Source organism: Micromonospora sp. CA-259024, assembly GCF_050936255.1.
Taxonomy (GTDB): Bacteria; Actinomycetota; Actinomycetes; order Mycobacteriales; family Micromonosporaceae; genus Micromonospora.
Window position 1 is genome coordinate 1864967 of sequence record NZ_JBNJND010000002.1, and the last position, 19175, is coordinate 1884141.

The 19175-nt window shown below is 72.1% G+C and carries 17 protein-coding genes; 10 read left to right on the forward strand and 7 right to left on the reverse strand.

All coding sequences use genetic code 11. From position 1 onward, the window contains the following. The first annotated feature begins 84 nt into the window (after positions 1-84). Both ACQEUX_RS28190 and ACQEUX_RS28195 read left to right on the forward strand, forming a co-directional pair. Positions 85-927, forward strand: coding sequence for a hypothetical protein (locus ACQEUX_RS28190; protein ID WP_433054599.1), 843 nt, complete (start codon positions 85-87; stop codon positions 925-927). Positions 928-992: 65 nt separating this feature from the next. Further along, complete coding sequence (locus ACQEUX_RS28195) at positions 993-1616, forward strand: phosphatase PAP2 family protein (protein WP_433054602.1); 624 nt, start codon at positions 993-995, stop codon at positions 1614-1616. Between the two features lie 64 nt (positions 1617-1680). Here ACQEUX_RS28195 and ACQEUX_RS28200 read toward each other — a convergent pair whose 3' ends face one another. Genes ACQEUX_RS28200 through ACQEUX_RS28210 form a run of 3 tightly spaced genes read right to left on the reverse strand, consistent with a single transcriptional unit; the run spans position 1681 to position 6485 of the window. Beyond that, positions 1681-2904: a hypothetical protein gene (locus ACQEUX_RS28200; RefSeq protein ID WP_433054605.1), complete on the reverse strand. Its 1224-nt coding sequence runs from the start codon at positions 2902-2904 to the stop codon at positions 1681-1683. Positions 2905-2961: 57 nt separating this feature from the next. Next, positions 2962-4647: a GTPase gene (locus ACQEUX_RS28205; protein ID WP_433054608.1), complete on the reverse strand. Its 1686-nt coding sequence runs from the start codon at positions 4645-4647 to the stop codon at positions 2962-2964. Then, the gene (locus ACQEUX_RS28210) at positions 4644-6485 is read right to left on the reverse strand and encodes an ABC transporter (RefSeq protein WP_433054611.1); all 1842 of its coding nucleotides are present in this window, start codon (positions 6483-6485) and stop codon (positions 4644-4646) included. The genes ACQEUX_RS28205 and ACQEUX_RS28210 overlap by 4 nt, the downstream gene beginning before the upstream one ends. Before the next feature lie 221 nt (positions 6486-6706). Between ACQEUX_RS28210 and dnaK the strand changes: the two genes are divergently transcribed. The 5 genes from dnaK to ACQEUX_RS28235 all read left to right on the forward strand — a co-directional run bounded on the left by dnaK (position 6707) and on the right by ACQEUX_RS28235 (position 11438). Continuing rightward, positions 6707-8566, forward strand: coding sequence for a molecular chaperone DnaK (gene dnaK, locus ACQEUX_RS28215; RefSeq protein WP_433054614.1), 1860 nt, complete (start codon positions 6707-6709; stop codon positions 8564-8566). Between the two features lie 48 nt (positions 8567-8614). Beyond that, positions 8615-9373: a nucleotide exchange factor GrpE gene (gene grpE, locus ACQEUX_RS28220; protein ID WP_433054617.1), complete on the forward strand. Its 759-nt coding sequence runs from the start codon at positions 8615-8617 to the stop codon at positions 9371-9373. Between the two features lie 85 nt (positions 9374-9458). Continuing rightward, positions 9459-10637, forward strand: coding sequence for a molecular chaperone DnaJ (gene dnaJ / locus ACQEUX_RS28225; RefSeq protein WP_433054620.1), 1179 nt, complete (start codon positions 9459-9461; stop codon positions 10635-10637). 30 nt (positions 10638-10667) lie between these two features. Further along, positions 10668-11108: a heat shock protein transcriptional repressor HspR gene (locus ACQEUX_RS28230; RefSeq protein WP_030332087.1), complete on the forward strand. Its 441-nt coding sequence runs from the start codon at positions 10668-10670 to the stop codon at positions 11106-11108. A gap of 135 nt (positions 11109-11243) precedes the next feature. Beyond that, positions 11244-11438 (forward strand): hypothetical protein, encoded by a 195-nt coding sequence (locus ACQEUX_RS28235; RefSeq protein WP_433054623.1) that lies wholly within the window; start codon positions 11244-11246, stop codon positions 11436-11438. 90 nt (positions 11439-11528) lie between these two features. Here the strand turns inward: ACQEUX_RS28235 and ACQEUX_RS28240 are convergent, their stop codons facing one another. Continuing rightward, a complete protein-coding gene (locus ACQEUX_RS28240; RefSeq protein ID WP_030332093.1) occupies positions 11529-11960 on the reverse strand; it encodes a hypothetical protein in 432 nt (143 codons plus the stop codon). Positions 11961-12132: 172 nt separating this feature from the next. On the opposite strand from ACQEUX_RS28240, the gene ACQEUX_RS28245 reads away from it, so the two are divergent. Beyond that, positions 12133-12597 carry a GNAT family N-acetyltransferase gene (locus ACQEUX_RS28245; protein WP_433054626.1) on the forward strand — a complete coding sequence of 155 codons (465 nt, stop codon included), beginning with the start codon at positions 12133-12135 and terminating at the stop codon, positions 12595-12597. 11 nt (positions 12598-12608) lie between these two features. Here the strand turns inward: ACQEUX_RS28245 and ACQEUX_RS28250 are convergent, their stop codons facing one another. The 3 genes from ACQEUX_RS28250 to ACQEUX_RS28260 form a co-directional block, all read right to left on the reverse strand. Beyond that, on the reverse strand, positions 12609-13823 hold the full coding sequence (locus ACQEUX_RS28250; RefSeq protein WP_433054629.1) for a cation:proton antiporter: 1215 nt from the start codon (positions 13821-13823) through the stop codon (positions 12609-12611). A 5-nt stretch (positions 13824-13828) separates the two neighbouring features. Further along, the gene (locus ACQEUX_RS28255; RefSeq protein WP_363608703.1) at positions 13829-14329 is read right to left on the reverse strand and encodes a cation:proton antiporter regulatory subunit; all 501 of its coding nucleotides are present in this window, start codon (positions 14327-14329) and stop codon (positions 13829-13831) included. Between the two features lie 248 nt (positions 14330-14577). Further along, positions 14578-15714 (reverse strand): epoxide hydrolase family protein, encoded by a 1137-nt coding sequence (locus tag ACQEUX_RS28260; RefSeq protein ID WP_433054632.1) that lies wholly within the window; start codon positions 15712-15714, stop codon positions 14578-14580. Between the two features lie 85 nt (positions 15715-15799). On the opposite strand from ACQEUX_RS28260, the gene ACQEUX_RS28265 reads away from it, so the two are divergent. Together ACQEUX_RS28265 and clpB are read left to right on the forward strand one after the other, a co-directional pair. Beyond that, entirely contained in the window at positions 15800-16453 is a 654-nt protein-coding gene (locus ACQEUX_RS28265; RefSeq protein WP_433054635.1) for a TetR/AcrR family transcriptional regulator, read from the forward strand. A gap of 86 nt (positions 16454-16539) precedes the next feature. After that, complete coding sequence (gene clpB / locus ACQEUX_RS28270; RefSeq protein ID WP_433057193.1) at positions 16540-19131, forward strand: ATP-dependent chaperone ClpB; 2592 nt, start codon at positions 16540-16542, stop codon at positions 19129-19131. Positions 19132-19175 lie beyond the last annotated feature (44 nt).

Below are 19175 nucleotides of genomic sequence, written 5' to 3' on the forward strand. Positions count from 1 at the left end.
TCGGGTTGTTTGCCGGGTTTCTGGCTGGCGGCGTCCTTCCCTGTCCTTCCCTGCCCTTCGACGGCCGACGACAAGAGGTGTGCGGTGTACGAGCCAGGTGACGGTCCCGGCACACCGGCGCTCGGCCGGCACCGGTCGGCCGGCGGCTACCACCGGGTGGTCGGCGTCCACCGTGCCCCCGGTGCCGGCGGCCCCTCCCGGGGTTACCTGCTCACCGTCGCACTGCTGGCCGGCACCGCGTCGATGCCCATCCTCGCCGCGATCAGCGCGGGTTCGGCCACCCCGGGCAGCACCGCGCTGCCAGACAGCAGCACCCCGTTCATCCCGACCCCGTCGGTCGGGCCGGTGGTGATCCCGCTGCCGGTGACCAGCCAACCGGCGCTCCCGCCACCCGGCACCCCCAGCGTCGGTCCGACCAGCGGCTGGCTGCCCGCCGCTCCCCGGCGTACGCCGGAAGGGCCAAGCGCGGCCAACCTGGGGCCCGCCGGGCGAGCGACCTCCCCGCCGCTGGCGCCGAAGCCCACCCGGGGCACCACGCCGCCGGTCCCCCCGCCCGGTCCGCCGCCACCGACCGGATCCCCGACCGACCCGCCGGACCCCGACCCGACCGACCCACCAGCTCCCGATCCGACTGACCCGCCGGACCCCGATCCAACGGATCCCGACGATCCAACGGATCCCGACCCGACGCCAACCTTGACGGTGGACCCGACGCCCCCGCTGGACCCGACGCCCACGCCGACGGACGCCTCGACCGCGACCGCCGTGCCGACCATCACCCTGTCCGCGCCGGCCACCACATTCGCGCCGCCCGCGACCCCGGCGACACCGACCAGCCGGCCCGGCCCAGCGGTTCCGCCGCCCCCGGTCAGCCTGTCGCCGCTGTCCGGACCGCCGCACTCCACGGCGTCTCCGACGGTACGGTGACGATCAGGCGCGGCCCATCCGGTGCCGGCGGCGTTCGGCGGTAGGCGCGTACCGGAGGGGGTGGCGTGGGCGGCGGTGCGAAACTCCGCCCGGTCACCACCCGGCCCGGCCCAGGGCTGCGGGTGGCCCGGCTGGTCACCGAGGTGACCGCACCGGCTGTGCTCGTGTCGCTACTGATCCTCACCGTGAGCTGGCACAGCGCACGTCGTCCAGGTCTGGGCCTCATCTGGGGTCTGCTCGCCACGCTCTTCGTCACCGGCATCCCGTTCGCCTACATCGTCGGCGGGGTACGCCGTGGCCGGCTCACCGATCACCACGTCGGCCTTCGGGAGCAGCGCCGGGCACCGCTGCTGGTCGGCCTCGGCTCGGTCGCGGGCGGGCTGGCCCTGCTCGCCGTGCTCGGCGCGCCGCGCCCGGTGCTGGCACTGGCGGTGGCCGGGCTGGTCGGCCTCGTGGTCGCCGTGTCGGTGAGCCACTGGTGGAAGATGTCGATCCACTCGGCGGTGGCCGCCGGCGCGCTGGTCATCCTGATGCTGACCTTCGGGATCCGGCTGGTCGTCGCCGCGCCGCTGCTGGCGTTGGTCGGTTGGTCCAGGGTGCGGCTGCGGGACCACACGGTGCCGCAGGTGCTGGCCGGCGGTGTGCTCGGCGCGCTGATCGCCGCGCTGGTCTTCGGCCCGCTGCGTTAGGCCCCGGGGCGGGCGGCGTCAGGGCCCGGGGCGGGCGGTGCGTGCCGCCCGGCCCCGGACACCGTCAGGCGCCGTCGTCGGCGAGCCGGTGCCGGTTCGCCTCGATCCAGGCGTCCAGTGCGGCCGGGTCGTCCGGGTCCACCCCGTCGGCCATCAGCTGCGCCACCGCCGCGGTGGCCGGGCTGCGCCGTTCACCCGTCGAGTACAGGCGGGCGAACTCCGGCACCATTTCCTCGATCGCCTCGTCGGTGCGCGTCGCCGCCGCCTCGGGCAGCCCGCGCTGGCGCGACGCGTACCGGGCCCAGGCGCGCAGCACCCGGGGCAGCATCGCCGCGTCGTCCATGTCCAGCACGGCACGGCGGTGCACCCAGTCGAGCAGGAAGAGCCCGGACACCGCGGGGCTCCAGCGCATCGGGTCGGCGTCCGGGAACGTCGCCGAGTGGTCCAGCAGGAGGCTCAGGCAGAAGTGCAGCGAGGCCAACTCCGGGCCGTCGACGGAGTCCAGTCCGAACCGGGCGGCCTCCGGCGCGGCGAGGAACCGCCGGACCAGGTCGGTGCGCTCGGCGGCGGAGAGCGGCTCGACCTCCGCCGGACCGGTCGGGTCGGCCGCCGTGGGCAGCAGCGCCAACCGGGCGCCGACCAGCGCGCGGTCGGTGGCGAGGGAACCCTCGCCGGGCAACTCGCCCAGGTCGTCGGTCACCGCGAGGTGACGGGCCACCTCGCCACGGAGCCGGGCCGGATCCTCGGTACGGAACCAGGTCAACTCGTCGTCCGCGCACATCTGCCGGACCTGGTCCAGGATCCGTTCCGCCGGCCCGCCCACGAAGATGTCCTTGGTGATCCCGATGTTGTGGTCCACCAGGGCCACCAGCGCGTGCTCGGAGCCGCCGGACGCGTCGTCGTAGGCGAACGTGGCGAGGTAGGAGGTCTGGTCGCCGTACACGTCGCCGTACGCCCAACTACCGGTGAGGTGCACCCGGCCGAGCTGGCCGGACCAGGTGGGCGCCTGGCTGCCCGGACGTACCCGCTCGGTGCCCTCGGCGTTCGGGACGAGCGCGGCGAAGACCTGTCGAATGGTGGTCGCCGCCGCGACCCGGCGGCGGGTGGTGGCGGCGAGGAACCCGGTGACGAACTCCCGTACGGCGGTGTCGCGGTCGGTCTCCGCGATGGCGTAGACACTGCCCAGCAGTGCGCTGCCGAGCATCTCGGCGTCGAGGGCGGACTCCAGCTTGGTCACGTCGCGTGCGGCGTGCAGCACCGCGTCGTAGGGGGTCTGAGGCGTGGCCATGCTCCGACCCTACGCCGCCCGGGGCGTACGGAGAGGGGTAGCGAGCCGCGCGGGGCGTCAGCGGCGGGCGGCGTCCCGCAGCGCGTCGCGTGCCTGCGCGTACGAGCCGAGCACGATCCGCACCGGTGCCAGCACGTACTCCTCGCCCACCCGGGCCACCTTCTCCGTCAGCCGCTGCTCGGCCCGGGCCCGGGCGCGTCGGGCGGCCCAGCGCACCACCGGCCGGGCCAGCGCCGCCACCAGCAGCCCGGCCAGCAGGCCGCCGAGCAGCAGCAGGGTGGGCAGTGGCACCTGACCGACCATCGGGTTGTCCAGCTCGGGCAGGCCGAGCGCCCGCAGCGCGTAACCGAGCACCAGCCAGCCCAGCCCGACCACGGCCGCCAGGGTGACCAACCACTGCACACCGCCGACGGCCCGCCACCACAACGGTCGGCGGCCGAGGCCGAGGTCGGTGCCCGCGATCGTGCGGTCCAGCGCGTCCGGCAGGTCGCCGAGGCGGGACCGGGCGGCAGAGGTCACCGCGTCGGGCCAGGCGGCGGGCAGGTCGACGGCGGCCCGGTCGGCCACCGCGCGGATCGCCAAACCGAGCGCCGAGCGCTGGGCCGCCGTCGGGTCCGGCACCGAGGTGGCCGCGACCAGGCTCTCGGCCGGGTCGGCCGGGTCGCCGGTCGGGCCGGGCAGATGTAGCCGGCGCAGTGGGTCGGGCCGCAACCGCCGCCAGCCACGGACCACGGGCCAGCCGGTGGCGGCGCCGGCCCGATGGCGGTACGCCTGCTCCACCGCCTCGGTCACCGCCGGCACACCGGCCGCACCGGCCAACGCCCGGTTCAGCCCGTCGACGGCCGAGTCGTCCGGTCGACCCGCCGGTCGGGCCGAGCCGACCAGCTCGTCCAACCCGGCGACGACCGTGTCGACGTCACCGGCGAGCCGGCGCAGCGCGGCCTGCCGTTCGGCGACCGTACGCTCCAGCGCGCCGCGCAGCCCGACCATCCCGGCCGGGTCGATGGCGGTGGTGGACAGCAGGGGTACGCCGGTCAGCCCGTCCGTGTCGAGTAGCCGGCGCAGGTCGTCCAGGACCCGGGGCAGCTCGGCCGGAGGCAGCCGGTCGGCCTGGTTGAGCACGACCAGGGTGACGTCGCGGTGCCGGTGGAACTCGCGCAGGTAACTGTCGTGGATGACCCGGTCGGCGTACTTCTGCGGGTCGACCACCCAGACCACCTGGTCGACCAGGCCGAGTAGCCGGTCCACCTCGAGCCGGTGGGACCGCTGTACCGAGTCGAAGTCGGGCAGGTCGAGCAGGACCAGCCCGTGCAGCGCCGTCTCGTCGTCCGCGTCCAGTGCGCTCTCCCGGACGAAGCGGTGTCGGGGTAGTACGCCGATCCAGTCGAGCAGATGGTTGGCGCCCTCCAGCGGCCCCCACACGCAGGCGTGAGCGACGCCGGTGGTCGGCCGGCGGACCCCGACCGGCGAGAGCTCCAGCTGGGCCAGCGCGTTGAACAGGCTGGACTTGCCGCTGCCGGTGGCGCCCGCCAGGGCGACCACGGTGTGGTCCCGGGACAGCGCGAGCCGGGTGCCGGCCCGCTCGACCAGGGTGTGCGCGGGCACCAGGTCGGCGTCCGGCAGCAGGCCGTCCACCGCGGTCAGGAACCGGCGTACCGCATCCAGTCGGGCGATCAGCGCGTCGGGGTCGATCCGCTGGTCACCGCGGAACGCTTCGCGTACCCGGCCGGTGATGTTGGTCACCGGGAACCCTCCTCGTCGGCGGTCGGCTGGGTGTCGCCGCCGCCGGACAGACCGCTGCGGTGCCGGGCCAGCTCGACCCGGCCGGCGGCCCGGCGCAGCCCGTCGCCGGCGTCCACGGCGGGGCGGGCGTCGGCGGTGCGGCTCAGGAAGCGGTCGGCCTCCACGTCGAGCAGCGCCCGCACCCGCTCCAGCAGGTCGGCGCGGGCCCTGGCAGCGAGGGTACGCACCGCCTGGTCGCCGAAGATCGCCTGGAGTACGGCCTGCGCGGCGACCGTGGTGCCGGCCCCGGTGGCGACCTCCAGCCCGGTCGGGATGAACGCGGTGGAGGCGAAGACGGCGATCATCACGGCCAACCCGGTGGCGTTGACCGCGTACGCGGCGGTACGGGCCACGAACCGCTTGTCGCCGCCCTCGACCCGGACCAGCTCCAGCACCCCGCGCTGCCAGTCCCGGACCATTCGTTCGGCGCGTTCAGGTAGGTCGTCGCTCGGGTGGGCGAGCGCGGGGTCGAGCAGCCCGGACCCCGCGGGGTGCGCCTTCCACCCTGTGTACGCGGACTCGGCGGCCTCCGAGGCCACCCCACGCAGCAGCGTGACCAACTGCGATTCGATGGCGTCGCGCAGCTCGGCCGCGGGTGCCGCTCGGCCGGTGACAGCGGCCACCACCCGGTCCCGTAGACGCCCGATCCGTGCCTCCAGGGTGCGGAAGAGCTCCCCGGTGCCGACGAACTCCTGCCAGCGGGCGAGCACCTCACCGCGGAGCAGCCGGCCGTCCCGCAGGCCCTGCTCGACGGTGCGTTCGGCACCCCGGTACGCGGCCCGGACCCGCTCGTCCAGCCCGTCGGCGGCGGCAACCTGCTCGTCGGCGGCGTCGGCCAACTGCTCGACGGCGGGGTGAAGCGCGGCCAGCGCCCCGTCCAGCGTCTGCCGGACCACCGCGGCCCGAGCGTCCGCGTCGGCGGCCAGCCGGGCGAACCAGTCGGCCAGCGGTGCGGTCACCCCCTCGGGGAGCAGCCCCTGACCGTCGACCCAGGTCTCCGGCAGCACGAACAGCGGCGCCCGGTCGAGGTCCTGGTCGGCGAGCATCTCGGCCAGGTGCGCGGCGATCTCGTCGGTGGCCTCCGCGGGCACCCGGTCCAGCACCATGGCGATCACCGCGCCGCGCGCCCGGGCGCTGCGCAGCAGCTCCCACGGGACCGCGTCGGCGTACCGGGCGGCGGTCGTGACGAAGAGCCAGAGATCGGCGGCGGCCAGCAGCTGGGTGGCGAGCGCCCGGTTGGCATCGACCACCGAGTCGATGTCGGGCGCGTCGAGGAAGGCCAGCCCGGCGGGCAGGGCCGGGGCGGTGACGAGGTGCAGGGCGCGCGGGTCATCGCTCGGCTCGGTGGTGCGGGTCAGCCCGGGCAGCAGATCACCCTGCCGGAACCAGGCCGCGTCCGACGGGTTGCAGACCAGCACCGGGGAGCGGGTGGTCGGTCGGAGCACACCGGCGGCGCTGACCCGGGCCTTGACCAGGCTGTTGACCAGCGTCGACTTGCCCGCGCCGGTGGAGCCGCCGACCACCACGAGCAGCGGGGCGTCCAGCCGGGCGAGCCGGGGCAGTAGGTAGTCGTCGAGTTGGTCGGTAAGGGCGGTCGCGGTGTGCCGGGCGGAGTTGGCGGAGGGCAGCGCGAGGGGGTACCGGGTCGCGCCGATCGCCTCCCGGAGGCCCGACAGTGCGCCGGGGAGGCTGTCGTCCCCGGTGGTGCGGGGTGGCTCCTCCGCGGCGTCCGGCGGGTCGGTGCGGGCTGCGACGGCGGGCGCGCCGGAACGGGTGGCGGGATCGCCGTGCGTCGTCACCGCTAAAGCGTGCCCGACCGACGCAAGGGAAGACAACCGGACAGTAATAACGGGTGGGTTGCGTCGGGTTGACTCAACTCAACTTGACGATTCGCCGGGGCGTGGCACTATTGAGTCAAGTTCACTCAACTTGTGGTGGGGCCCGCTGCGGGCGGTGCTCGCCAGGCAGCCCACGGGCGATGCCCGTCACCTGCACAACCTTACGAAGCGAGGAAGCGAACATGGCACGTGCGGTCGGTATCGACCTCGGCACGACGAACTCCTGCGTCAGCGTTCTCGAGGGCGGTGAGCCCACCGTCATCGCCAACGCTGAGGGGTCGCGGACGACCCCGTCGATCGTCGCGTTCGCCCGCAACGGCGAGGTGCTCGTCGGTGAGGTCGCCAAGCGCCAGGCGGTGACCAACCCGGACCGGACGATCCGGTCGGTCAAGCGCGAGGTCGGCACGAACTGGTCCGTCGACATCGACGGCAAGAAGTACACCCCGCAGGAGATCTCGGCCCGGACGCTGATGAAGCTCAAGCGGGACGCCGAGGCGTACCTGGGCGAGCAGATCACCGACGCGGTGATCACCGTTCCGGCCTACTTCAACGACAGCCAGCGCCAGGCCACCAAGGAGGCCGGTGAGATCGCCGGCTTCAACGTGCTGCGGATCGTCAACGAGCCGACCGCGGCCGCCCTGGCGTACGGGCTGGACAAGGGCTCCAAGGAGCAGACCGTCCTGGTCTTCGACCTCGGCGGCGGCACCTTCGACGTGTCGCTGCTGGAGCTGGCCGAGGGTGTCATCGAGGTCAAGTCGACCAGCGGTGACAACCACCTCGGTGGCGACGACTGGGACCAGCGGATCATCGACCACCTGGTCAAGACCTTCCGTGGTGAGCACGGCATCGACCTCGGTCAGGACAAGATGGCCCTCCAGCGGCTCCGTGAGGCCGCCGAGAAGGCCAAGATCGAGCTGTCCGCCGCCACCACCACCAACATCAACCTGCCGTACATCACCGCTGGCGCGGCCGGCCCGCTGCACCTCGACGTGACGCTCAGCCGCGCCGAGTTCCAGCGGATGACGCAGGACCTGCTGGACCGGTGCAAGGGCCCGTTCGAGCAGGCCGTGAAGGACGCCGGGATCAAGATCTCCGACGTCGAGCACGTCATCCTGGTCGGCGGCTCGACCCGGATGCCCGCCGTGACCGACCTGGTCAAGCAGCTCACCGGTCGCGACCCCAACAAGGGTGTCAACCCGGACGAGGTGGTCGCCGTCGGCGCAGCCCTCCAGGCCGGTGTGCTCAAGGGTGAGGTCAAGGACGTCCTGCTGCTCGACGTGACGCCGCTGAGCCTGGGCATCGAGACCAAGGGCGGCATCTTCACCAAGCTGATCGAGCGCAACACCACCATCCCGACCAAGCGCTCCGAGGTCTTCACCACGGCGGACGACAACCAGCCGTCGGTGCTGATCCAGGTCTTCCAGGGTGAGCGGGAGATCGCGGCCTACAACAAGAAGCTCGGCACCTTCGAGCTGACCGGCCTTCCGCCGGCGCCGCGCGGCGTTCCGCAGATCGAGGTCGCCTTCGACATCGACGCCAACGGCATCGTCAACGTGCACGCCAAGGACCTGGGCACCGGCAAGGAACAGAAGATGACGATCACCGGCGGCTCCTCGCTGCCGAAGGACGACATCGAGCGGATGCGCCGGGACGCCGAGGAGCACGCGGAGGAGGACAAGCGCCGTCGCGACGACGCCGAGACCCGCAACGTGGCCGAGGCGCTCCAGTGGCAGACCGAGAAGTTCCTCGCCGAGAGCGGCGACAAGCTGCCCAGCGAGAACCGCGAGCAGCTCAACGAGGCACTGGGCGAGCTGCGCGGTGCCCTCGGCGGCCAGGACATCGAGAAGATCAAGTCCGCCCACGAGAAGCTGGCCCAGGTCTCCCAGCAGGCCGGCTCGCTGCTCTACTCGCAGCAGGCCGAGCAGGGCCAGCAGCCGGGTGGCGAGGCCGGCCCGGGTGCGACCGGCGCGACCGGCGCCCAGGCCGGCGGTGCCGACGACGTGGTCGACGCGGAGATCGTGGACGAGGACGGCAAGAAGTGACCGTCGGCCTCCGACACGTATCCACGGCGAAGGGGATGAGGTAGCCGCATGACGCAGAAGCCACGAGCCGCCGACCCGGGCGACACCGGGTCGACGCCGGGTGGCTCCGCGCCCACGGAGCCGACCACCGGCGACGGGGAGCGGGTCGTCATCCGCAACAACCGCAAGCTCGTCGACACAGCCGAGCCGGAGGGCACCGCCGCCGACGCGGGCGGTGACGCCCCGGCCGAGGGCCTTGTCGAGGACGCCGAGATCGTGGTCGACGAGATCGAGGTCGAGGTCAACTCCACCGACGGTCCGGAGCCGTCCGGGCCGCCGGTGGTGGACGCCCCGGCACAGCCGGTCGACGGCGGTGGCACGGGCAGCCCGCTCGGCGCCGAGTTGGAGGCGCTCCGGGCCGAGCTGGACGAGCGGACCAGGGACCTGCAACGGGTGTCGGCGGAGTACGCCAACTACCGCAAGCGGGTCGATCGGGACCGCAGCCTGGTGCAGGAGCAGGCGACCGGTTCGGTGCTGGCCGCGCTGCTGCCGATCCTGGACGACCTGGACCGGGCCCGGGAACATGGCGACCTGGTCGGGCCGTTCGGCACGGTGGCGGAACAGCTCACCAGCGCGCTGGGCAAGTTCGGCCTGAACGCCTTCGGCGAGCAGGGCGACCCGTTCGACCCGACCCGGCACGAGGCGGTCGCGCACCAGACCTCGGCCGAGGTCAGCGAGCCGACCTGCGTGCAGGTCATGCGGCGCGGCTACCAGCTCGGTGAGCGGCTGCTGCGTCCCGCGCTGGTCGCGGTCGCGGATCCGGAATAGTGCGAGAGAGTGACCGGGCCGTCCCGCCCCGCGCGCAGCGGGGGGCGGGACGGCCGGGCCACGGCGGTCGGAAGGGGGTGGACCGGTGAGTTCGAAAGACTGGATCGAGAAGGACTTCTACGCCGTGCTGGGCGTGGACAAGGCCGCCTCCGCGGATGACATCAAGAAGGCGTACCGCAAGGTGGCCCGGGAGTCGCACCCGGACCACAACCCGGGCGACCCGAAGGCCGAGGAGCGGTTCAAGGCCGCGTCCGAGGCGTACAACGTGCTGTCCGACACCGGCCGCCGCCGCGAGTACGACGAGATGCGCTCGCTGTTCGGCTCGGGCGCGTTCCGGCGCAACGCCCGGGGCGGGGGCCAGGCGGGTGGCATGCCGTTCGACGTCTCCGACATGTTCGGCGGCGGGGGCGGTGACCGTCGCTTCGGCGGCACCGGTTTCCAGGACCTGTTCAGTTCGATCTTCACCGGCGGTCAGGGTGGTGGGCAGGCCGCGCCGCGCGGCCCGGCCCGTGGTCGGGACGTGGAGACGGAAGTGGCGCTCGACTTCGGTGACGCGGTGCGCGGGGTGACGTTGCCCCTGACGCTGCGTGCGCCGGGAGTCTGCGAAACCTGCCACGGCAACGGGGCCAAGCCCGGCACCCAGCCGCAAACCTGCCCGGTCTGCCACGGTGCCGGCGTGACCACCCGCAACCAGGGGTCGTTCAGCTTCTCCGAGCCGTGCCGCACCTGCCAGGGCGTCGGCACCGTGGTCGAGGAGAAGTGCCCGGAGTGCCACGGCAGCGGCGGTGTCACCAAGACCCGCACGATGAACGTGCGCTTCCCGGCCGGGGTGGCCGACGGCCAGCGCATCCGGCTGGCCGGGCGCGGTGAGCCGGGTGAGCGTGGTGGCCCTGCCGGTGACCTGTTCGTGCACGTCAAGGTTCGGCCGGACGAGCTGTTCGGGCGTACCGGCGACGACCTGACGCTGACCGTGCCGGTCACCTTCGCGGAGGCCGTGCTCGGCACGGACCTGCGGGTGCCCACGCTCGACGGCGCGGTGACCCTGCGGGTTCCGCCGGGCACGCCGAGCGGGCGGGTGCTGCGGGCCCGCGGCAAGGGTGTGGTCCGCCGCGACGGGCAGGCCGGTGACCTGCTGGTCACGTTGGACGTGGTGGTGCCGGCCCGGCTGTCGGACGAGGCGCGTACGGCGCTGGAGGCGTTCGCCGAGCAGAGCCCGCCGGCAGCCCGGGAACATCTCGACGCGCGGGTGCGTCGGGTCAGTTAGTCCGGTGGAATGGACGCGGAGGTGAGCGGGATGTCGGGCGAGTTCCTCGGTTCGGGCGACCCTGCCTACGAGGCCAAGGTGCTGATGATCTCGGTTGCGGCCCGAATGGCGGGGATGCACCCACAGACCCTGCGCCAGTACGACCGACTGGGGCTGGTGCAGCCCGGCCGGGCCGCTGGTGGCGGGCGTCGGTACAGCGTCCGCGACGTGGTGCTGCTGCGCGAGGTGCAGCGGCTCAGCCAGGACGACGGGATCAACCTGGCCGGCGTCAAGCGGATCATCGGGCTGGAGCGGCTGCTGGAGCAGGCGCAGCAGCGGGTGGCCCGGCTGGAGGCGGAGCTGGACGCCGCGTACCGCCGGGTGGCCGAGCTGGAGTCGCTGGCCCGCTTCCCGGGCCGGGATCTGGTGCCGACCAATCGCACTTCCACCGCGCTGGTGGTCTGGCGGCCCCGCCGTACGCCCGATCGCTGATCAGCCGCTCACCCGGTTCCGCTTCTTCGGCCCGGACCGCACCGGAATCCCGGCGCGGTCCGGGCCGGTTCGGTTAGCCTGTCGATAAGGGTCCAATCATCTCAATACGGACTACCGGCATGGCGAGGGGGAGCGATGACGGAGCCGGCAGAGAAGGTGGCCCAGCAGACGGAGGACCGGTTGGGAGGCCTGGCCGACACCGTTCGGGAGAAGTTCGACAAGGTGACCAAGGGAACCTTCCGGGACCAGATCAAGGCCGGCCGGTTCGCCGAACAGGGCGACCACGGCGGCGACAAGGCCCCGGCCGAGACCGAACGGAAGCAGGACTGACCGGAAGCCGACGTACGGGCCGGGACCCACGGGGGGTCCCGGCCCGTTCGCCGTTCTCGTCGAAGGCGGGCGCCTGAACCGTCGTCCGCCTCAGCCGAGGCGGCGGTTCTCCCGGACCAGGCCGCCCTCGCACCAGTCGCGGTAGACGAAGAGGTCCGGTCGAGCCAGCAGCACCCGGCCGTTGTGCGCCCAGATCTTCATCAGCTCGTCGCCGTCACGCTCGGCCTGCTCGACGAGCTTGCGGAAGCGACGCTTGGGGTGGGCGCGGAAGTTCGTCCGAATGCCGTCGGCCGCGTAGATGTAGAGGCAGTGCAGCGCGAAACGCCGCGCCGGGCAGGTCGGGTCCATCGCCAACTCGAAGAGTGTCAGCACCAGGCGGTCGCCGGAGACCAACAGGTCCCAGTCGGGTGGCATCGAGGCCAACGGCACCGAATCGGGCTTGTACGCCCAGGCTCGCAACTCCGCCGGAGTCGGATCGACGGGGTTGGCGAAGCCGTGGAAAGTCGACTCCTGCACGCTCACCGGCCAACCTTCCGCTCTCGCCCGCGTTTGGCAACGCTGCCTGCGGACCCTGGCTGCTGCGGCGAAACGGTAACCCGCCGCCGGGTGCTGCGGTAGTCCCCATGGGGAGCAATTCCGCAACCGTTGGCATGGGCGGGTCCACTGCATCGACAGCGCAGCCGATGATGCTCTTATGGCAATCCACGTTCGACGGTTCCAGCGGGGCGCCGAGGCTCAGTTCGTCACGGGGCTGGAGTGGCTTTTCGCCCCTCCCGGTAGCCGTCCCGTGGATTGGGACCGCGACCGCGCCGTCGAGCGGACCGCGCAATTGCTCGCCCACGAAGACGCCGCGCTCTTCGAGGCGCGATCGGATGAGGATCAGTTGGTCGGTGTGGCCAGCGTCTACGTGGACATCCTCTCGGTGCGCTTCGGCCGTCGGGCTTCGATCGAGGATCTCGCTGTGCACCCCGACTGGCGCTCCCGGGGTGTCGGCGCAAACCTCCTGGCGGCGGCCAGGGCGTGGGCGCACGAACAGGGCGCCGACTACGTCTTCCTGGAGTCCGGTCTGGCCCGAACCGAGGCGCACCGCTTCTACCTTCGTGAGGGTGCGACCCACGCAGCCGCAGCGTTCAGGTGGACCGAAGGACCCACCCGCTGACGTTGTCCAGGTCAGTGAAGTGAGTCGGCGACCGGAATCCGCTCCTGCCGCTGGGCCGCCGCGCGGGTGCGCAGCCACCGCTTGAACCACGGGAAGTCCGGCAGCCGGGCCAGAATCGGCCCGGTCACCACGGTGATCAGGACGTACGTCGCGGCCAGCGCGGCCAACCGCGGCTCGACGCTCCCGGCGGCCACCGCGAGTCCGGCGATGACGATGGAGAACTCACCCCGGGGTACGAGTGCCAGGCCGGCCCGCCATCGACCGGGTTCCGCGATGCCGACCCGGCGGGCGGCGAGGTAACCGGTGAGCGTCTTCGTCGCCATGGTGACCACGGCCAACGCGAGCGCCGGCAGCAGCACCGGCGGGATGTCGCGTGGGTCGGTGACCAGGCCGAAGAAGACGAAGAACACCGCCGCGAACAGGTCCCGCAGCGGCGAGAGCAGCTCGGTCGCGTGGTGCGCCACCGGGCCGGAGAGCGCGATGCCGACCAGGAACGCGCCGACCGCCGCCGACACCTGGAGCTTCGCCGCGAGCCCGGCGATCAGCAGGGTCAGACCGAGTACGCCGAGCAGCAGCGCCTCCGGATCCTTCGCCGACAGGGCAGAGGAGATGAGGTGGCCGTACCGGATGGCGACCACCAGCACGAGCAGGACCGTTCCCACCGCGACGGCGAGCGCGATGCTGCCGCCAAGCAAGCCGGTGCCGGCCAGGACGGCGGTGACCAGCGGCAGGTAGAGCGCCATCGCCAGGTCCTCGATCACCAGGACCGAGAGGATCACCGGGGTTTCCCGGTTGCCGAGTCGTCCCAGGTCGGCGAGGACCTTGGCGATCACGCCGGAGGAGGAGACCCAGGTGATGCCGCCGAGAACCAGGGCGGCGACCCAGTCCCAACCGAGCAGCAGGGCGAACGCCGCGCCGGGCAGCGCGTTCAACACGCCGTCGATCAGCCCGGCCGGGGCCGCCGACCGGAGGTTGCCGACCAGCTCGTTGGCCGAGTACTCCAGGCCGAGCATCACCAGCAGCAGGATGACGCCGATCTCGGCGCCCACCGCGAAGAACTCCTCGCTGGCGGCGAGCGGGAGTAGCCCGCCGTGCCCGAACGCCAGCCCGGCGAGCAGGTAGAGAGGGATGGGTGACAGGCCTACCCGGCGGCTGAGCCGACCGAGGACGCCGAGCAGCAGCAGCAGCGCGCCAACTTCGACGAGCAGAGTGGTGGAATCGTGCATCCGCCTCAGCCGTCCGGGTCACTGTCGGCGAGGATGGCGGACACGCCGTCGAGACCTCTACGGGTCCCGACAACGACCACCACGTCGCCGGCCGCGAAGCGGAAGGAGGGGAGTGGCGAAACGATCACTTCGCCTTCACGCAGGACCGCCACGATGGAGGCGCTGGTGCGGGTGCGCGCCTTCGTGTCGCCGAGCTTGCGGTTGACGTACCGGGATCCCGCCGGGATGGCGATCTGTTCGGTGAGCAGCCCGGCGGCCTGCTCGCGGAGCCCGGAGAGCTGACCGAGCATCAGCGACGCGCCGAGGATGTCGGCCAGGGCCTCTGCCTCGTCGTCGGTCAGCGGGATGTCCGCCTGGCAGGCGTCCGGATCGTCCGGGTCGTAGAGGACGAGATCACGGCGGCCGTTGCGGTGGGAGACGACGCCCAGGCGGCGTCCGGACTCCGTCACCAGATCGTGACGTACCCCGATCCCGGGTAAGGCGGTCTGCTCGACACGTACTCGCACCCGTCAAGGCTATCGCTTCGTGAACAGAGCGCAGATCTTGGAGAAACAGCGACCCTCGGACCGGGCCCGGCGCAGCGTTCCTTGAGGTGATCGACTCGGTTTTCATGATGTCGCGGGGTCCTGGCGGTCCGGTTACCCCGACTTTCTGAAAGCAGAGTGGATCAACCGCGTCGGGCGCCGGGGGTCGGGGCCGGACGCGCCGGTGCCCGCCCCGGCAGAGCGGGCGCGGGCACCTGGGCACGCCGGGGTCAGCGAAGGCTGGCGAAGAACTCGCGGATGTCGGCGACCAGCACCTCGGTGGCCTGGTGCGCGGCATAGTGACCGCCGACGTCACCGCGGCCCTCGACATCGGTCTCGTACGCCGTCCACCGGACGATGTTCGCGTGGTCCCGCTCGGCGAAGCGGCGGATGGACTGGAAGTCGCCGGGGAACATGGCCAGCGCGGTCGGCGCGGTGGTTGGCTCGCTCGGCGGCTGGCCGGCGTGCGCGTCCTCCCAGTAGAGGCGGATCGCCGAGGCGGCCGTGCCGGTGAACCAGTAGAGCGCCACGTTGGCCAGGATGAAGTCGGCATCCAGGCTCTCGTCGAAGAGCTGGGCGTTCCAGGCGAGCAGCCCCACCGGCGAGTCGGCCAGCCCGAACGCCAGGGTCTGCGGCTGCTGGCTGTGCACCTGGTTGAAGGAGAACTTGTTCTCGTAGAACCACTGGAGGTGCCCGAGCGCCGCCTGATCCGCCTCGGAGAGCCCGGCGAACTCGGCCGGGTCGCCCGAGGGGAACGAGAAGAGCTGGGTGACGTGTACGCCGAGCACGTGCTCCGGGTCGAACCGGCCCAACTCCGGCGCGATCATCGAGCCGGCGTCGTTGCCGACCGCGCCGTAGCTGTCGTACCCCAGTCGGTTCATCAGCTCGGCCCAGGCCCGGGCGGTGCGGTACCGGTTCCAGCCGGCGCTGCGGGTCGGGCCGGAGAACCCGAAGCCGGGCAGCGACGGGATGACCACGTGGAAGGCCGGCGCGTCCGGGTCGGTCGGCTCGGTGAGCGGGGCGATCACGTCCAGGTACTCCAGCACCGAGCCGGGCCAACCGTGGGTGAGCACCAGCGGGGTGGCGTCCGGGCGGGACGAGCGGACGTGCAGGAAGTGGATCCGCTCGCCGTCGATCTCGGTGACGAACTGCGGGTGGGTGTTCAGTCGGGCTTCGACGGCACGCCAGTCGAACCCGTCCCGCCACCGGTCGGCGAGGGCGCGCACCCGGTCGGTGCTCATCCCGTACGCGTCGCCCGCGCCGGGGAGGTCGGCGGGCCAGATGGTGCGGCCCAGTCGGTCGGCCAGGTCGTCGACGGCGGTCTGCGGGATCTCGACGCGGAACGGGCGGATCGCGGTGCCGGTCATCTCGGAACTCCTTCGGAACGGAATGTTTCGTTCTGCTACGACGATAGCAGACCGGAACGATCCGTTCCACTGTTAGTCTGGCGTCATGCCGACTCCCCCCGGAAAGACCGACGCCCCGCTGGCCGGTCGCCGCGCCCAGGCCGCCCGCAACAACGAGGTCATCCTCGAAGCCGCCCGTGCGGTCTTCCTCGACGACCCGAAGGCCCCGATCGCCGCCGTCGCCGAACGCGCGGGCGTCGGCATCAGCGCCCTCTACCGGCGGTACGCGGGCAAGGAGGACCTGCTGCGCCAGCTCTGCCACGACGGGCTGCGCCGGTACGTCGCCGAGGCCGAGGCGGCCCTCGCCGAGCCGGACGACTGGAGCGCGTTCACCAGCTTCCTGGCCCGGGTGGTCGACGCCGACGTGCACTCGCTCACCGTCCACCTGGCCGGCACCTTCACCCCGACCGAGGAGATGGGCCGGGACGCGATGCGCGCCAACGAGCTGGCCACGACGCTGTTCGAGCGGGCCCGTACGAGTGGGCGGCTGCGCCGCGATGTGGTCGTACAGGATCTGGGGCTGCTGCTGGAGTCGTGCGCCGCGGTGCGCGTACCCGATCCGGAGCGCACCGGGCAGTTGCGCCGGCGCCAGCTCGCGGTGCTGCTGGCGGGCCTGTCGACGGAGCCGGCCACAGACCCGCTGCCCGGCCCACCTCCGGCGGCCGGGGAGTTCGACTGGCGGTGGCGCCGCCGGGAGTGATGGGCGTCATAGCGCTAAGGTTGAGCGGAATACGCTCAACTCTGGTTGTGTCCAACCCAGTGGACAACGCCGATCCGGGGGAGCCCATGAACACGGAAAAACTCACCACCAAGAGCCGCGAGACCATCACGGGCGCTGTCGCGCTGGCCAACCAGCGTGGTCACGCCACCGTGGAGCCCTGGCACCTGCTGCTGTCACTGCTGGACACCGATGGCTCGACCGCCTCCGGCCTGCTGCGCGCCGTCGGGGCCGACCCGGCCGAGCTGCGCCGGGCCGCCCAGCGCGCGGTCGACGCCCTTCCGGCCGCGCGCGGCTCCAGCATCGCCGAGCCGACGTTGGCTCGGGAGTTCGTCAACGCCATCGGTGCCGCCGAGCAGATCGCCCGGCCGTTGGGCGACGAGTACACCTCCACCGAGCACCTGCTCGCCGGCCTGGCCCGGGTGGGCGGCGCGGTGTCCGGAGCGTTGAAGTCGGCCGGTGCCACCGAGGAGGCCCTGGTCGCCGCCTTCCCGACGGTCAGGGGCGGGGACCGCCGGGTCACCACGGCCGACCCGGAGCAGACCTACCAGGCCCTGACCAAGTACGGCGTCGACCTCACGGCCAGCGCCCGGGACGGCAAGATCGACCCGGTCATCGGCCGGGACTCCGAGATCCGCCGGGTCATCCAGGTGCTCTCCCGGCGTACCAAGAACAACCCGGTGCTGATCGGCGAGCCCGGCGTCGGCAAGACCGCGATCGTCGAGGGCCTGGCCCAGCGGATCGTCACCGGCGATGTGCCCGAGTCGCTGCGCGACAAAAAGTTGATCTCGCTTGATCTCGGCGCGATGGTTGCCGGTGCGCAGTACCGCGGCCAGTTCGAGGAGCGGCTGAAGTCCGTACTGGAGGAGATCAAGAACTCCAACGGGCAGGTCATCACGTTCCTCGACGAGCTGCACACCGTCGTCGGCGCCGGCAAGGGCGAGGGCTCGATGGACGCCGGCAACATGCTCAAGCCGATGCTGGCCCGCGGTGAGCTGCGGATGGTCGGTGCCACCACGCTGGACGAGTACCGCGAGCACATCGAGAAGGACCCGGCGTTGGAGCGCCGTTTCCAGCCGGTGCTGGTCGGCGAGCCGACGATCGAGGACACCATCGGCATCCTGCGCGGGCTCAAGGAGCGCTACGAGGTGCACCACGGCGTACGGATCACCGACGCCGCGCTGGTGGCCGCCGCGACCCTGTCGGACCGCTACATCACCGACCGGTTCCTGCCGGACAAGGCGATCGACCTGGTCGACGAGTCCGCGTCCCGACTCCGGATGGAGATCGACTCCCGCCCGGTCGAGGTGGACGAGATCGAGCGGGCGGTCCGCCGGCTGGAGATCGAGGAGATGGCGCTGGCCAAGGAGCCGGACGCGGCCTCCGCCGAGCGGTTGGAGCGGCTGCGTCAGGAGTTGGCCGACAAGCGCGAGCAGCTCACCGTGCTCTCCGAGCGCTGGCAGACCGAGAAGAGCCACATCACCAAGCTCTCCACCGCCAAGGAGGAGTTGGAGCGCCTCGGCGGCGAGGCGGAGCGGGCTGAGCGCGACGGTGAGCTGGAGCGCGCCGCCGAGCTGCGCTACGGCCGGATTCCCGCGCTCAAGGTCGAGCTGACCCAGGCCGAGGAGGAGCTGGCCCGACTCCAGGCCGACGGCGCGATGCTCAAGGAGGAGGTCAGCGCCGACGACATCGCCGCGGTGGTCGCCTCCTGGACCGGCATCCCCGCCGGTCGCCTCCTCGAGGGTGAGACGACCAAGCTGCTGCGGATGGAGGAGTCGGTGGGCGGCCGGGTGATCGGCCAGGCCGAGGCGGTCGGCGCCGTCTCCGACGCGGTACGCCGTGCGCGAGCCGGTATCGCCGACCCGGATCGCCCGACCGGCAGCTTCCTCTTCCTCGGCCCCACCGGCGTCGGCAAGACGGAGCTGGCCAAGGCCCTCGCCGAGTTCCTCTTCGACGACGAGCGGGCGATGGTCCGCATCGACATGAGCGAGTACGGCGAGAAGCACTCGGTCGCCCGTCTGCTGGGTGCCCCACCCGGCTACGTCGGCTACAACGAGGGCGGCCAGCTCACCGAGGCGGTGCGCCGGCGGCCGTACTCGGTGGTTCTGCTGGACGAGGTGGAGAAGGCCCATCCGGACGTCTTCGACGTGCTGCTCCAGGTGCTCGACGACGGTCGGCTCACCGACGGCCAGGGCCGCACGGTGGACTTCCGGAACGCGATCCTGATCCTCACGTCCAACCTGGGTTCGTCGGTGATCAGCGACCTGACGCTCGCCGACGAGCAGCGCCGGGAGGGTGTCCTCGCCGTGGTCCGGTCGCACTTCAAGCCGGAGTTCCTCAACCGGCTGGACGACATCGTGGTCTTCGCCTCGCTGCGCGGAGACGATCTGCGCTCCATCGTCGACATCCAGCTGGACCGGATGCGGCGACGGCTGGCCGACCGCAGGCTCGGCCTGGAGATCACCGATGCCGCTCGGGGCTGGTTGGCCGAGCACGGATACGACCCGATCTACGGGGCCCGCCCGCTACGTCGCCTGGTCCAGACGGCCATCGGAGACCAACTCGCCAAAGCCCTCCTGTCCGGCCAGATCCGAGACGGCGAAACGGTCAAGGTAGACCTGGCCACCCCCACCAACACCCTGACAGTCACCCCCGCCTGAACGCGGTGATCAAGAGGTTTGCGTCATGGAAGAGTCTTCTCATG